General features: G+C 53.9%; 16 protein-coding genes. 7 read left to right on the forward strand and 9 right to left on the reverse strand.

Translation table 11 applies throughout. From position 1 onward, the window contains the following. Nucleotides 1-17: 17 nt before the first annotated feature. From RGB73_RS16715 to RGB73_RS16740, 6 genes are all read right to left on the reverse strand, one after another. The gene (locus tag RGB73_RS16715) at nucleotides 18-884 is read right to left on the reverse strand and encodes an ABC transporter permease (RefSeq protein WP_310763749.1); all 867 of its coding nucleotides are present in this window, start codon (nucleotides 882-884) and stop codon (nucleotides 18-20) included. Continuing rightward, nucleotides 884-1813 carry an ABC transporter ATP-binding protein gene (locus tag RGB73_RS16720; RefSeq protein WP_310763751.1) on the reverse strand — a complete coding sequence of 310 codons (930 nt, stop codon included), beginning with the start codon at nucleotides 1811-1813 and terminating at the stop codon, nucleotides 884-886. Before RGB73_RS16720 ends, RGB73_RS16715 begins: the two co-directional genes overlap by 1 nt. Next, nucleotides 1807-4044 (reverse strand): hypothetical protein, encoded by a 2238-nt coding sequence (locus RGB73_RS16725; protein ID WP_310763753.1) that lies wholly within the window; start codon nucleotides 4042-4044, stop codon nucleotides 1807-1809. The genes RGB73_RS16720 and RGB73_RS16725 overlap by 7 nt, the downstream gene beginning before the upstream one ends. 17 nt (nucleotides 4045-4061) lie before the next feature. Continuing rightward, nucleotides 4062-5135 carry a TolB family protein gene (locus tag RGB73_RS16730; protein WP_310763754.1) on the reverse strand — a complete coding sequence of 358 codons (1074 nt, stop codon included), beginning with the start codon at nucleotides 5133-5135 and terminating at the stop codon, nucleotides 4062-4064. Beyond that, entirely contained in the window at nucleotides 5132-5689 is a 558-nt protein-coding gene (locus RGB73_RS16735; RefSeq protein WP_396136221.1) for an RNA polymerase sigma factor, read from the reverse strand. Before RGB73_RS16735 ends, RGB73_RS16730 begins: the two co-directional genes overlap by 4 nt. A 143-nt stretch (nucleotides 5690-5832) precedes the next feature. After that, nucleotides 5833-6981 (reverse strand): trans-sulfuration enzyme family protein, encoded by a 1149-nt coding sequence (locus tag RGB73_RS16740; protein WP_310763758.1) that lies wholly within the window; start codon nucleotides 6979-6981, stop codon nucleotides 5833-5835. 140 nt (nucleotides 6982-7121) lie between these two features. Here RGB73_RS16740 and RGB73_RS16745 point away from each other — a divergent pair, with 140 nt between their 5' ends. Beyond that, the gene (locus tag RGB73_RS16745; protein WP_310763759.1) at nucleotides 7122-7820 is read left to right on the forward strand and encodes a peptidylprolyl isomerase; all 699 of its coding nucleotides are present in this window, start codon (nucleotides 7122-7124) and stop codon (nucleotides 7818-7820) included. Between the two features lie 195 nt (nucleotides 7821-8015). Then, nucleotides 8016-8645: a cell wall hydrolase gene (locus RGB73_RS16750; RefSeq protein ID WP_310763761.1), complete on the forward strand. Its 630-nt coding sequence runs from the start codon at nucleotides 8016-8018 to the stop codon at nucleotides 8643-8645. Nucleotides 8646-9014: 369 nt separating this feature from the next. Here RGB73_RS16750 and RGB73_RS16755 read toward each other — a convergent pair whose 3' ends face one another. Then, entirely contained in the window at nucleotides 9015-9482 is a 468-nt protein-coding gene (locus RGB73_RS16755; RefSeq protein ID WP_310763762.1) for a GNAT family N-acetyltransferase, read from the reverse strand. A gap of 18 nt (nucleotides 9483-9500) precedes the next feature. Continuing rightward, nucleotides 9501-10265 (reverse strand): SDR family NAD(P)-dependent oxidoreductase, encoded by a 765-nt coding sequence (locus tag RGB73_RS16760; RefSeq protein WP_310763764.1) that lies wholly within the window; start codon nucleotides 10263-10265, stop codon nucleotides 9501-9503. Nucleotides 10266-10365: 100 nt separating this feature from the next. Between RGB73_RS16760 and RGB73_RS16765 the strand changes: the two genes are divergently transcribed. Next, the gene (locus tag RGB73_RS16765; protein ID WP_310763765.1) at nucleotides 10366-10677 is read left to right on the forward strand and encodes a YfhH family protein; all 312 of its coding nucleotides are present in this window, start codon (nucleotides 10366-10368) and stop codon (nucleotides 10675-10677) included. A gap of 128 nt (nucleotides 10678-10805) precedes the next feature. Beyond that, on the forward strand, nucleotides 10806-11255 hold the full coding sequence (locus RGB73_RS16770; RefSeq protein ID WP_310763766.1) for a DUF441 domain-containing protein: 450 nt from the start codon (nucleotides 10806-10808) through the stop codon (nucleotides 11253-11255). An 8-nt stretch (nucleotides 11256-11263) separates the two neighbouring features. Here the strand turns inward: RGB73_RS16770 and RGB73_RS16775 are convergent, their stop codons facing one another. Next, a complete protein-coding gene (locus tag RGB73_RS16775) occupies nucleotides 11264-11584 on the reverse strand; it encodes an iron-sulfur cluster biosynthesis family protein (protein WP_310763767.1) in 321 nt (106 codons plus the stop codon). A 105-nt stretch (nucleotides 11585-11689) separates the two neighbouring features. Here RGB73_RS16775 and RGB73_RS16780 point away from each other — a divergent pair, with 105 nt between their 5' ends. From RGB73_RS16780 to RGB73_RS16790, 3 genes are all read left to right on the forward strand, one after another. Continuing rightward, the gene (locus RGB73_RS16780) at nucleotides 11690-11830 is read left to right on the forward strand and encodes a hypothetical protein (RefSeq protein WP_310763768.1); all 141 of its coding nucleotides are present in this window, start codon (nucleotides 11690-11692) and stop codon (nucleotides 11828-11830) included. Between the two features lie 62 nt (nucleotides 11831-11892). Further along, the gene (locus tag RGB73_RS16785; RefSeq protein WP_310763770.1) at nucleotides 11893-12945 is read left to right on the forward strand and encodes a DUF2515 family protein; all 1053 of its coding nucleotides are present in this window, start codon (nucleotides 11893-11895) and stop codon (nucleotides 12943-12945) included. Nucleotides 12946-12963: 18 nt separating this feature from the next. After that, nucleotides 12964-13902 carry a hypothetical protein gene (locus RGB73_RS16790; protein WP_310763771.1) on the forward strand — a complete coding sequence of 313 codons (939 nt, stop codon included), beginning with the start codon at nucleotides 12964-12966 and terminating at the stop codon, nucleotides 13900-13902. The last annotated feature ends 3 nt before the right edge of the window (nucleotides 13903-13905 follow it).

Genomic DNA, 13905 nt, shown 5'->3' on the forward strand with positions numbered 1-13905 from the left:
TCCCTTTTCACACGTCCTTATTGTACATGATTCGGGCGTTTCTTCCAACTCACCCATTTACGGCGGACCGGCCTCAGCAAATAGGAGCTCCACCCTACGAATACAGCTGTCAGCACGAGGTAGAAGCAAGAGAAAAACAGCCACGGGGAAAACGCAATCTGATCGACATCGGCAAGCGATTCACCTAGAATGCCGAAGAGGACGATGACCGGATTGATGCCAGCCAGCATTTGCAGCTGAGGCAGATTCCACACCGCTGCTTCCGGAAACATTTCGGGATACGCTTGCTGGAGAGACTCCCCGATAAACCAAAAAAGCAGTCCTGTACCCACGACAAAAAAGAAGGCAATACCGTAGGCGGTGATGGTGCTGACCGATGTTCGTTTGATCCAGGTGGAACAAAAGAGCCCCAGTGCCCCCAGAAACAGGACGTTGACCGCGAGAAACACCACCAGCTGCGCCATCTGTTCCGGAGATACGCTGCCGTACAGAATGACGATGCTGTACAAAGGCATGGAAGCTACCAGCAACAGCGACGAAAAGGCCAGGGAGGTGATCAGCTTGCTCAGTACGATCGTCCCGGGAGATAGCTGAGTCGTAAGCAAAATGTGCAGCGTCTGCCGCTCCCGCTCCCCGCTGATCGCTCCTGCTGTCAGTGCAGGCGCTACAAAACAGACCATTGCGTAGTGGATGGCAGCGGAAATCAGAAACAGATTGCGATTTTCACCGAGCGCTTCCGCCCGTATCGGGTCCATCAGCAAAAAACCGAGCGGAATCCCGCCCATGACAAGCAGGTAGAGCGCGAGGATCCAGAACGTTTTTTTTGAGCGAAACCGCTCTCTCATTTCCTTGACGAGAATCGGGTTGAAAAAAAAGCTTTCCATCAGCCACCCACTCCTTCCGTGATGGCCAAGAACACATCTTCCAAATTCTCTTTGGCTTCTCCGAAAAAAACCACGGAAACGCCCTCGCTGATGAGCTGCTGAAGCAGTTCCGCCTTTTGCGAATCCGTCCCGTCGAAGCGGAAACGGAAGCCATCGACGTACTCCTCCAGCTGGCTCACAAATGGGGAGCTCTCGAGGACAAAGGCAGCGATCTCTTCATTCGCTACGGCCTTCACTTGCATGGAGCAGTGGCCCCGATCGCGATGGCTCACCTCTCGAACCGAGCCGCAGGCGATCAAACGTCCCCGCTCGATCACTCCGATCTCGTCGCACAGTTCGGCCAGTTCCGGCAAAATATGCGAGCTGATCAGGATCGTTTTCCCCATGCCGCGGAGCTGCTTGATGATTTCTCTCAGCTCGATGCGGGCCCGCGGATCCAGACCGGAAGCAGGCTCATCGAGAATCAGCACGGAAGGGTCATGAACCAGGCAACGCGCCAATCCAAGACGCTGCTGCATTCCGCGGGACAAGGAATCCACATACGTGTCGGCTTTGTGCGAGAGATTGACCAGCTCCAGCAAATCGGCGACCAGTGCGGGCCTCTTTCTGGCAGGGATCTTGAATGCTCCTGCGTAAAACTCCAAATATTCGACCGCCGTGAGATTGTCGTACACCCCGAAAAAGTCCGGCATGTAACCGAGAGACTGTCGGACGGCCTTCGGATCTTTCCTCACATTGTACCCGCATACAAAAGCTTCGCCTTCCGTCTGCTCCAGCAGCGTGGACAGAATGAGCATCGTCGTCGACTTGCCTGCGCCGTTCGGTCCGATAAAGCCGAACACTTTTCCTTGTTCAATGGATAGGTTCAAGTCAGTCAATGCCTCGAGTTGTCCGTATCGTTTCCCTAGGTGGACGGTTTCGATCACCATGTCCGCTCCCTCCCTTCTACCTGGAAGAATGGCGTCGGCAGTGTCAACCGAGGTGTTCCACTATGAGAAAAACGCAGCAAAACCGTCCCTCTGGGTGTAAGCGTGTCCTCCAGCTGTCCCTTGTCCAGCACCAGCTTTTCGCCCCGCCCCAGCGACGTCCACTTTCCGTATTTTTGCCGGAAAATTTCAATCTGGAACGGTCGAAACGAACTATGCTCCAGCGGTACGATCAATCGCTCGAGATCGAGTCGAGCGTCGTCCGCATTGAGTTCGAAGGTGATGCTTCCTCTGCCCAGCTCCCACAAATAGGCTGATTTGGCATCGACGTCACCTGAAGTTTCCTGAACAGAGACATCCAACAGTCCGTATGGATACGTGACAATCCCTTGCCCATCCGGCTTCAGCCGGATCGATTGATGAACCACGTTCCAATAATGTGCCTGGTGAGGTTCCTGCATAGTCAGGAGCTGCAGCGGTTCCGTGCTGATCCCCACGATGCGCACCTCGTGTCCGCGTCCGTATGACAAGACGTTCTCCTGCAGCTCCTTGATCCGCTCCTGTTCCGTCTCTCTTTTGCCCGATTCCGGCTGCCGTGGCATCAATAGCGGATCCAGCCTGACGTCCACCGACTTCTCCGCTCCTTTTGCCAGAGCCCCAAGCGGAATCCTCTGCAGGCCGATTTCGATGTATGCGGCATCCAGCGGGAAGCTCGTGCTGTTTTTTACGGTTCCCTGCAAGTGATCGCCCGTAACCGTCAGGTCAGCGGAGTACTGGCCCACATCTGTGAGCATGCCGAATCCGATGGCTTGCTTCGGCGTGAGGTAAGGAACGTTTTTATAAGACAGAAGCGTATCATCCGCTGTGATCCCAGTCGGTTCGTAGTCGTTTCTGCCAGTAGTCAGCGGAAGCGCCACGAAAGAATGATTGACCTTGACGTCATACTGATCTTGATCGACGGCCAAAAAAGTAGAGGCCGTTCTCGTTTGGGCGAGCTGCTTATCGACAATTTTTACCTCGGAAACAGCGTAGCTGGCGCTTTCTTTGACCACGAGCGGTTTGCCAATGCCAATCGTGCCCAATGTCAGGAGAATCGCTGTACCGGGTATGATCCCCCATGCCCATTGGCGCTTATCTCTTCGCTTGAGGATGTAATACGTCAATGGAGCGATCAGCACCACATAACCTGTCCAAAGAACGACCATCCATAGCGGGGCAGGGGTATGCACGCCGGGAATTTGTTTGCTCAGCTCCAGAAAAGGCCGGGTCATCTGATCCCAGTACGTCTGGTCTTCCAAGACTTCCTGGGCCCCGTGCCTCATCAGCACCGTTTGCCAGAGCTGCGAATTGTATTGCCAGGACGCCAAGGGCTCAGCTGCCACGTCGTAATTGACGAAAAGCACGCGCCCTTGCCCCACCTCTTTGGACGTGAACAACGGCAGTTCCTGATTGTAGACGCCGATCTTCCCCTCAGGAATCGCTTTTTCCCCCGCGTACGGCCGCAGGGCATCCCTCAGCTCTACTTGACCGCTGTGTCCTGCTTGGACGGGCAACACATCCTTGAAAGTCTGTACGATCCCATCCTGGCCGGGACCTGCCGACAAAATCAATACGCCTCCCGTTTTGATCCACGCCTCAATCGCGTGAACTTGCGATACGGAGAGCTGAGTCACTTGCCTGCTTCCCAGCGCGAGCACATCGAGGCTTTGATAGATCCATGATTCTTCCGGCAGCGCCTGTACAGGCAGACTCTGGATCGAATACGTCGTACCTGGAGCGATCTGCGACTGCTGTTTCGCCAAAAAATGGTAGGCGCTGGGAGACTCGTGCAACACTCCGATGGTTTTCCCATCCTTCGGGTAAGGCAGTCGAACCTTCTCCGTCTTCACGACTTGTCCATTTTCAGTCAGACGGATGAACCACTCGTCCATGAGAAGCTGTGTCGGCATGTCGAAGTGAAGAACCGCGCTCTTCCCCGACCCAAGCTCCACCTCCTGGCGCAGCGCGGAATCATGCGTGCCCCGAGCCGTCTTTTTTTTGGACATCTCGACAAATCCATGAAAAGGCTGCTCCTGTGCTGCCACGCTCACTTCCAAACGAGTCCACGCCTCGTATTTCATGATGCCGCCAAGCGGCACATCCACGTTTATTTCTATGTTGCTCTCGGCCGAGACCGGCTGAACAGTTACCAGAAGCCAGGTCACAGCGAAAAGCAACATCCGTTTCCATCTCATGCTTGTTCCTCCGCTCATTATCGTGACGCCAAGGAAATGACCAATGAATCCGGCTGTCTGTCATGATGGACCAGGAGCAGTTGCGTGCCATCAGACGCCCAGTTTCCACGTACAATCTGATCGTCCGTCGGGCTCATCAAATCGCGTTCCTTTACCGCCACCAGACGATCTTCGTCCAGCTCAGCTTCCGCCAGATGCCCGTTTGGCGTCGTATACGTAAGGTTCGAATCGCTGCTCCACGATGGCCAGGACCCTTTTCCCAAGACTTTCATTTTTCCTGTCCGAAGCTCCAGGATCTGCACGTTCCCCTCCTTGGTGAACGCGAGGAATCGGCCGCTCGGCGACCACGCCGGCTGCGAGCCTTCCGCCATCTTCCACTCCTGAAAAGAGACGGTGCTGCTCATCCAGATCTCCTCCACCCCGTTTTTGATCCGGGTGTAAGCGACGGTGTCATCGGTTGGCGACCATGTCGGAGAGCGGTACATAACCCCTTGCTCCTCTTTGAGCAGCCGGCTGCTGCTCGTACCCGTCTGATCGGGGATATCCACGATCCAGATGCGCGACTGCTGAGCCGTTTGCTCCACCACAGCGACCTGCTTGGAATGGTTGGCCCAGGCGAGGGCTTTATACTCCCCCTTGGTAGGCGGCAGCGCGATGGACAACGGCTTTTTCTCTTCCAGGGAAAGCGTTCGGATGACGGACTGGGGAGCCAGGTACGCTACCGTATTGCCTGTGGAATCGATGTCGACCTGTTCTTCCGTGGCATGGGCCGGCAGTGCCAGCAATCCCTTCGCTTCGACCGTCAGCACGTCCTTTTGCAGGCAAACCAAGCTGCCGGCGACCACAACCGCGGCCACGGCGGCGACAACGATACGCGCCCATTTTTTTCGTTTGCTTTGAGGGGCGATGCCATCCATCTTCCTGTTCTGCAGCTCCAGCTCACTCATGCGTTGGAGCAGCTGCTTTTTCAGATCCGCCTTGAGCTGGTAGTTTACCGGGACAGCCCGCCGCATGTGCTGCAAGTGGCTCAAGAGCGACACGATCGTCTGCTCTTCCGGGTGGTCGTGGGGGTATTGATCCTCCTCTTTCATTCGGATCCCCCCTTCTCGTACATCTTTTGCAGTTTTTGCAATCCACGGTATGAGATCATCTTTATACTCGACTCCGTTTTGCCCAAAACTTCGGCCACCTGACTGATTTTGAGATCGGCAAAGTAGCGGAGCATCAGAACGTCTTTCTGATCCTGGGACAACAAATCGAGCCGGTCACGAAGCAGGCGAATTTCTTCCTTCGTCAACGCCTGCCTCTCCGGCTGCCACGTGTCGTCCGGTTCTGCTCCCAGCAAATCTTCCTGATCTACCGGCACTTCCCTGTTCTTCCGCACGAAATCGACATACGTATTGTGCGCGATGCGAAAGATCCAGGAAGCGAACGGACTTGTTCGACTGTATTGTTCAAATTTTTCCAGCGCTTTTAAAAATACCACTGTGGTCAAATCGTCTGCATCCCACGTATTTTGAACACGGCATCGCAAATAACGGTTGACCCGGTCAAAATACTCGTCATACAGTTCGGTAAACGGACGCGATTCGTAATAGTCCCCACTCGATTGGGCCGATGGTTGCGCGGAACGCTCGATTGCCATTCCCACTATCGTTTTCCTCCAGCCTGACTGCCCAGATCTCTTACTCGATCGAACCAGCAGTTTAGACAGTCTGGTTCTACTCTAACTAAGTACTACGATTGGAACTGGAAGAAAGTAACGCTTTTTTGGGAAAATGGTTCCATTTATTTTCCGAGCGCCCGATCCAGTTCCGCGATAATGTCTGCCGCCGACTCGATTCCTACAGACAAACGGACCAAACCCATGGTAATGCCGGTCGCTTGCCTTTGCTCCTCTGTAAACGCGCGGTGCGACGTGGTCACCGGGTGCGAGACACTCGTTTCCACTCCTGCCAGCGAAGGCGCGAATTTGATCCATTGCAGTTTGCGATAAAAGTCGTAGATGGCCTTCTCGTCCACCAGTGTAAACGAGACCATCGCCCCCTGCTTTGGACGACAGAAAAACGAAGTCGCTTCCTTAGCGGGATAGTATACCGTGCCGACAGCCGGGTGCTGCGAAAGGAAATCGGCGACCTCCCTTGCGTTGTCACATTGCCTGTCCATCCGCAGCGCAAGTGTTTTCAAACCGCGCGAGGTGAGCCATGCTTCAAACGGACTGAGTGACGCGCCGTAGTTGACGACAATTTCTCGCGCTCTCCCGATCAGTTCGGACGCTCCCACGAGCACCCCGGCAGTCACATCGCTGTGCCCGCCTATGTATTTCGTCGCGCTGTGCACGACCAGATCGGCGCCGAGCGTGACCGGCTGCACGAGGTAAGGCGTCGCGAACGTATTGTCTACCATCACCTTGAGCCCGAGCTCTTTCGCTTCCCGGATCCAATATGGCATGTCTGCGACGGTCAAGAGCGGATTCGTGATGGTTTCCATGAAAAACAGCTTCGTCGTCGGCCTCACATGGTCCGCGAGAGTACGCAGCTCTTGCAAGTTGACGCACTCCAGATCGATCCGGAAGCGGGAAAGCTCCTTGTGCAGCAAGGCGTAGGTGCCGCCGTAAATCTCGTGGGAGGCCAGGACATGGTCTCCCGGTTCCAGCACAGCGAGGAGTCCAGCCATGATGGCGCCCATTCCGGACGCAGCGCTTACTCCCGCTTCCGCCCCTTCCAGAGCTGCGATGGCATCGGAAAGCTCAGCCTGATTGGGATTACCGTTTCGCGTATACAGGTACTCCCCTTCTCCGGCATAAAACTGTTCAACTTCTTCCAATCCTGGAAAGGCAAAGACGGACGTTTGGTAAATCGGAGTCGACTTGCTCGCCACCTGGCGCAGAGGCTGATGGCCGATATGAACGGTTTTCGTCTCGAATCTCTCTCCCACGCTGATCACCCCAACCTTTTTCTACCATCATAGCACGCTCAAAGCGACAGCGACTAGTGGATTGGCATTCCGCCAGTGACTTGTGCTATAATCCGAACCGAACTCCCCTTTTTGGGAAGAAGCTAAGGAAGGTGCTTGAGATGAAGAGACTGATACCTACTATTTTCGCTTGTCTGACAGCTTTTGCATTGGTTGCAGGCTGCTCCAGCGGCGGCAACGAGACGGCTCCACCAACTCAGCCTACGGCTCCCGCTGAAAAGCCCGCATCCAAAGAGCCTGCTCAACCGCCTGGTCCTACTGGCGCGAAAAAATATGAGAAAGCGCCAGCCATGCAAATTGACAAATCGAAATCGTATCAAGCGAAAATATCGACAACAATGGGTGACATCACGGTAGAACTGTTCGCGAAGGATGCGCCGATCGCAGTGAATAACTTCGTGTTCCTCGCGAAGGACAAGTTCTATGACGGCATTACGTTCCACCGCGTCATCAAAGACTTCATGATTCAGACTGGCGATCCGCTTGGCAGCGGTATTGGCGGGCCTGGCTATACGTTCGAGGACGAGCTGAACAACGGTCACAAGTACGAAGTGGGCGTCGTCGCCATGGCAAATGCCGGTCCCAACACCAACGGAAGCCAATTCTTCATCGGATCCGGTAAAGATGTGGAAGGTCTGAAAAATTCCCCGAACTACACAATCTTTGGGAAAGTGGTCGGAGGAATGGATGTCGTGCAAAAGATTGCCAGCACCAAAGTGAAGAAGAATCCGCAAACCAGCGAAATGAGCGTTCCGGAGCAGACGATCAAAATCAACACCATCACCATTACCGAAAAGTAATGCCCACGAGAAACACCACTGCATGTTCTGCAGTGGTGTTTCTTATTTAGTCCGATCTACTCTCTTGCAGGAACGATAAATAGTTCCGTGGAACCAATTTCCTCTTGCGCCACCCGGACAATGCCGATAGACTTGCTAAAGACCCGATTCGCTTCCGCAGATTGACGCAAAGAGCGAAAAGGAGTGGTTCCTGTCGTGATGACACGAGAAGCGCGCATGCGCCTTTTTTTCTGGTTGAACAGCTTTGGTTTGATGTTACTATGCCTCTTCGTCACACCGACAAGCGCTACGGCGCCTCATTCCAACGAAGCAACGCCTATTCCTACCTCTAAGCCAGTCCCCCTTGGCCCAGTTGTTCAAACGGAAGCAAAAGAAAAACCGAAAACCATACATTCAACCGCTGTCCGCAAGTCCGTTTCGGTTAGCCGAGACGAGCGGCGAAAAGTGATACGCAATGGCAGAGTAAAAGTATCCGAGCGGGATATGGAACTGCTTGCCCGGCTAGTTTACGCGGAAGGCCGGGGTGAACCGTATGAGGGACAAGTGGCAATTGCCGCTGTTGTATTGAATCGGGTAGCGTCTCCTCAGTTCCCGGACACGGTTTCCGAAGTCATATTTGCCCGGAATGCCTTCTCACCGGTACAGAACGGCAAACTATCCCACAAGTCCAACGAAAGTACCCGCAAAGCCGTGCGGGATGCTGTGAATGGAATGGACCCGACAAATGGTTCCCTTTATTTTTTTAATCCGAAGACAGCCACTTCCGATTGGATCTTGTCCAGACAAAAAACGGTCGCGATCGGGCATCATCAGTTCGCCAATTAGCGCTAGCAAAGCTGGTCGAACAAGAGAGAACGGGATGTTGAATCAGTGGACCATGCCAAGAAGATCGCAATCAGTGCGTGCAGAAAAATTTAATAATACTTTATTTTTATTTTATCTGCATTTTACTATTGTTTGCTATCTTAGTCATCGTAAGCACTTTTTCAACGCATTGAGAAAAAGTCCGATATTCATTTTGAATGACTTCTCCGTGCAAGCACGACTACCGTACTTGCCTGATCTAGTTGGCTTTCTGGCCTGTTTTGGGTGAGAGCAAAACGGACCTTAGCGAAAGCCGATCGGTATTTTTCTCAATCGCCCCCAATACTTAGGCCTTCCCATTATGGGAAGGCCTCTTTTTTGCCTGGAGCTTCAAACCAGCTGCTTTCTCATATATGCCGTCGGTATTCCCTGCGTGCCGGAGCGCTCGACGATTTCCTGCTTCACGATTTGAAACCCCGCTTTTTGATACAGCCTCACATTCCTTTCCATTTCCATGCGAACGCGGCACGTCAACGCCCTTTTCCCACGCTCGAGGGCCTGCTGCTCCAGCCAGGCGAGAAGCGTCCGTCCGATTCCTTGTCCCTGAGCATCAGGGCTTACGGACAGTCGAAAAAAGTACAGGGCCTCTTCTTCCCAATGAAAACGCACCATCCCGACTGCTCGTCCTTCGACGGTCGCGACAGCTGCCTGCTCTTCTCCCGATTCCAGCTTCCCAGCTACCAGCTCTTCCGTTTCCAGAAGAGCGCTGGATGGCGGCTGCGTGTTGCGAAAAGCGGCGTGCATCAGCGAAGTAAGGATGGGGGCATCATTTTTGCCAGCTTCTCGAATGTCTGTCATGTCTTTCACCTCTTGCTGCTAAAATCCGTATACAGACATACCGCCGTCCACCGCGATGGTCTGTCCGGTGATGTACGCTGCCGCATCGGAAGACAGGAAAATAGCAGGTCCTACCAAGTCCTCGACATCGCCGATTCGACCGCTAGGCGTGCGCTGTAAAATTTCCTGCAAATACGCCTCGTCGCTTAGCAATGCTTCCGTCAAGGGGGTACGGAAATACCAGGGAGCGATCGCATTGATGTTAACCCCGAATTTGCTCCATTCCAGCGCAAGCACACGAGTCATCTGAATGACTCCCGCCTTGCTGGAACCATACGCCACTCCCGTCCGCATCGCGACCTGTCCTGCCACGGAGGCGATGTTCACGATTCGGCCGTAGAGCTGCTCGCACATGATTTTACCGGCCGCCTGGCTCATGAAAAAGGTCGCTTTCAAGTTCAGATCCACGACGCGGTCCCAGTCTTCCTCCGTCACCTCATGCGCCTTTTTGCGCAGGTTCATCCCTGCATTATTCACCAAAATATGCAGGCCTCCCAACGCTTCCACTGTTTGGGAAACCACTTTATCAGCCGCCTCGGCTTCCGTCAAATCAGCGGCAATCGCGTGCGCTTTTCCGCCGTTTGCCTCGATCGTCTCTACGATCTCGTGCAAATCCGTCTCTGTGCGCGCCACTACGGCTACCTGGGCACCTGCCTCTGCAAGCCCCAATGCCAGCGCTTTTCCGATTCCTCTCCCTGCTCCTGTTACAATGGCTGTTTTTCCACTCAGATCAAAACGAGTCATGTTTTCCAGTCCCCTTTCTGTCCCCTAGATCATTCGGCATCCATCGCCATTTCCCTTGTCTTTTGTTACAATATTCGTGTCAGGAAGGGAGGCATGTAACGTGCGTTTGTACAGTCAAATGACACTAGCCGAATTACAGGAAGAGATGGAACGTCTCCGCCTGCAGGCAGAAGAAAAAAAGAAGGCAGGGGACGAGTCCCAATTCGCCATTCTTCAGCAAAAATACTTTATGGCCAAGTCGTATTACCTCGGTACGGATGAGTTTCGCATCGGGGGTACATACAGCGTTGCTGACCATGATGAACCGTTTACGATCGACTATTTTAACGGCGTCTTTGCGTGGGGGCGTTTTCCCTCTTCCACTGAACCGACCGGTTTTCCCGTCGGCATGCTGGAGGACTGGTTCGGTTAAGTCACACGCATGAAGAAGAGGGACAGGTAGCTGGTTACCCGTCCCTCTTCCTGTTTTGGGGTGCCTCAGTCACGAGGCTTTCGCCCTGCGGATATACTAACGAAAAAAGAAAGCGAGCACATCAAACCATGGACTGGATCAATGTCACACTACTTGCGCTGCTTGCGCTCGGCGTTGTTGGTAACAATTCGACTGTCTCGATCGCCGTTGGAATTCTCCTGCTGCTGCGGCTGGTTTCACTCGAGAGGGTCTTTCCCTTTTTCGAGCAGTACGGGCTTCATGTCGGAATCATCGTGTTGACGATCGGCATTCTTACCCCGCTTGCGAGCGGAAAAATCAAACCGGAATCGATTTACCAGCTCTTTATCCATTGGCAATCCCTTCTCGCCGTGCTCATCGGAGTCTTTGTCGCTTACCTGGCCGGGAGGGGGACGACGCTTATGTCGGAAAACCCACTAATCGTCACCGGACTCCTCTTGGGAACCATTATCGGTGTCACTTTCTTCCGCGGGGTGGCGGTAGGCCCGCTCATCGCAGCAGGTATCCTCGCCTTCATCCTGCAATTCGTTCCAAGGTGAGAGGCCCTTTACCCCCAGCGTTCTTTCAGCTTGAGGCCGTACGCCAAAATCTGTTGCGGGGTCACAAGCCGAAAGCCTTGCTGCGGTCGATAATCGATCACCAGTCGGTCTGAATCGATATATTCCTTCGTCGACGGATCGATTGCCATGGTCAGCGAATCGACCTGCAGCAGCTCGTCGGCGGGATGAGCTTCGTCCCACCACAAGGCGTACTCCACGTTCATGCCGCAACCGCCAACCAGCTCTCCATTTATGCGAATCAGCTTACCTTCGTGACCCGCCGCAGCGTGGATCTGCTCCTTGGCTTCGTTCGTCACTGTGACTTGCATCTGTCTTTCATCCTTTCTGTCGGTACAATTGCCTGTATTTTGTATGAATCATTCCTATCATGATAGCATACAATGCTTGAAAGGCAGCAGAAAGGACGATCACCTATGAACATTTACGAACGAGACGGGATTTTTGTCGCGGAAACCGAATACCAATCCGAGCATGTGGTCATTTTTGCAGATACATGGGAAGAGGCGAAAGAAAAGCTGTTCGTCAGACTTCTTGTATTGGAAATGATCGGATGAAAACAGGCGGGTCGCCTCCAGACCTGCTTTTTTCTTCCTATACTAGGCCGAGGAGCTTTGCCATGACAGACACTCTCTCCACGCTAGGTCAGCATGAGCTGGTGGCCAGCATCCGCCGGAAGACAGCGGAAGCCAATCGCAACAACGTGACAAGGACAGACGCGTATCTCCGGTTTTACCAAAAGCATGAAGAAATTCACTGGGCCTTGCTCGCGCATCTCGTGTCTCGCAACGGCGGGTGGAGCATGACAGACCTGAAAGGGGAATGGCTCCCGCTGCTTATGGACGAGCAAGCGATTCAGCCGTTTTTTTGGTTTTTGGAAAGGAGCAACTGGCTTATCTTTCACGACGCCTACGCCCAGTTGCTATTGTACGAAGAGATGAAGCGAACCGGGCAGGATCTCACCTCACTTTTGCCCCCTCTTGGCGTCTCCTCGTTCATGATGCGGTTCTGGAGGGATTTCCTTAAAACGAGAGATTCCCGGCGTTTGACCCATGCGCTGATCGTGAACGAACAGCAGTACGTGGAACAGCGAGTCGTCCAAAAACGGTTTGCGTACCATCGGGTTTTCGCAACATTCGCCTATGCGGCCCAATCGGTATTTTCGCTCAACCAGGTTTTGTTTCCGTACAAGGCGCATCCGACTGATCGCAGGCTGAGCCTTACAGGGGTCAATGTGCAGGAATTCCCGGAAGTCCAACAGCGAATTGCCACGGGCAAGACTTTGTACAGGCTGCTGTACGCCGATCCGCACAGATTCGAGCAAATCCGGCGTTATGCTAACCGTATCCCCCACTCCGGCTCCAGAGCCGATTACTGGCCGCATCTTTTCACGCCGCGCCCTCCCGATGCCCCTGCCTCTGCAGAATACCGCTTGCGTCTGGACGGCATGGAACTGCGGCATGGACAGAAAAAGCTGTACAGTCCTCCCCTGGCTGCCGCTTGGCCCGATATCGTGCATGATGCAGCAGATGGCGTGGACTGGTTTCGCGATGAAAAATGGCTTGATGTAGTCGACCAATCCGCCGATTTGTCCCTGATCGACGAGGATGACTACGCACGAGCATTGCGGTGGACGGAGTACGGAGTCAAGTTCGTGACTTTATTTTCATAAGAAAGGAAGAGCACGCCGATGAATGCGATGGTGGAAAACCAGAGAGCGTATCTTCTTTCATGCAGGCTGCCAAGCGGAACGTTCAGGCTTTCTCCACGGAGCGACCAGATCAACCCGTACTTTACCAATCTGGCATTGATTTCACTTGTCCGCTTGCAGGAGTGGGAATCCGTTCGCAGCCATGTCGACTGGTACCTGCACCACGTCGATCAAAACGGATATGTAAACGACTACCGGTTGGAAGGAAATGCCGAAATCGATACAGGCAAGGCGGACAGCGAAGACAGCTACCATACCACTTTGTTTAGTCTGATTGCCGAGCTCATGCGTGCGACGGGGGAAACCGACTGGATTGCTCAGCGAAAGGACGAGCTCGTCTTTTTGATGGAAGCGGTAGGTAGGCTGCAGCAAAAGGACGGACTGACATGGGCTAAGCGTTCCTGGAGGGTGAAATACCTCATGGACAATTGCGAGGTAGCGAAAGGATTTGAAGATGCTGCTTCCATCTTCTACGAGCTGGGTGACGATGAAGCTGCGCGGGAAGCCGGCAGGCGTGCTGCTGCCTGCCGGGCCGGCATTTCCTCGATGTACAGCGGACTTCGCAAGTCTTACGCGATGTATGACAGGTCCTATCCCGGTTGGCGCAAATGGTACCCGGATGTCACCTCCCAGGCCTTTCCCATCTTGTACGGGATGACCCGTCCCGGGGAAGATCTATCGCTTTACGAGCAGATCACACGGGCCTTCCCGCATTTTGATACGTTCCAGACGGGTGATTTGTACCCCTGGATGGCAATGGGGGAATGCGCGAGGATAATGGGAGACTCTCGCCGGGTCGAATCGATGATCGCTACTGCCGCCGACCTTTACATATTCGGGCCACGATCGTCGTACTGGCTCATTCATGAGGCGGGACGATACGTGGAGCTGTCCCTCTTCTACGGTTCGCCATCCTAGACA

Origin of the sequence: Brevibacillus brevis (assembly GCF_031583145.1) — a bacterium.
In the GTDB taxonomy this organism is placed as follows: domain Bacteria; phylum Bacillota; class Bacilli; order Brevibacillales; family Brevibacillaceae; genus Brevibacillus; species Brevibacillus brevis_E.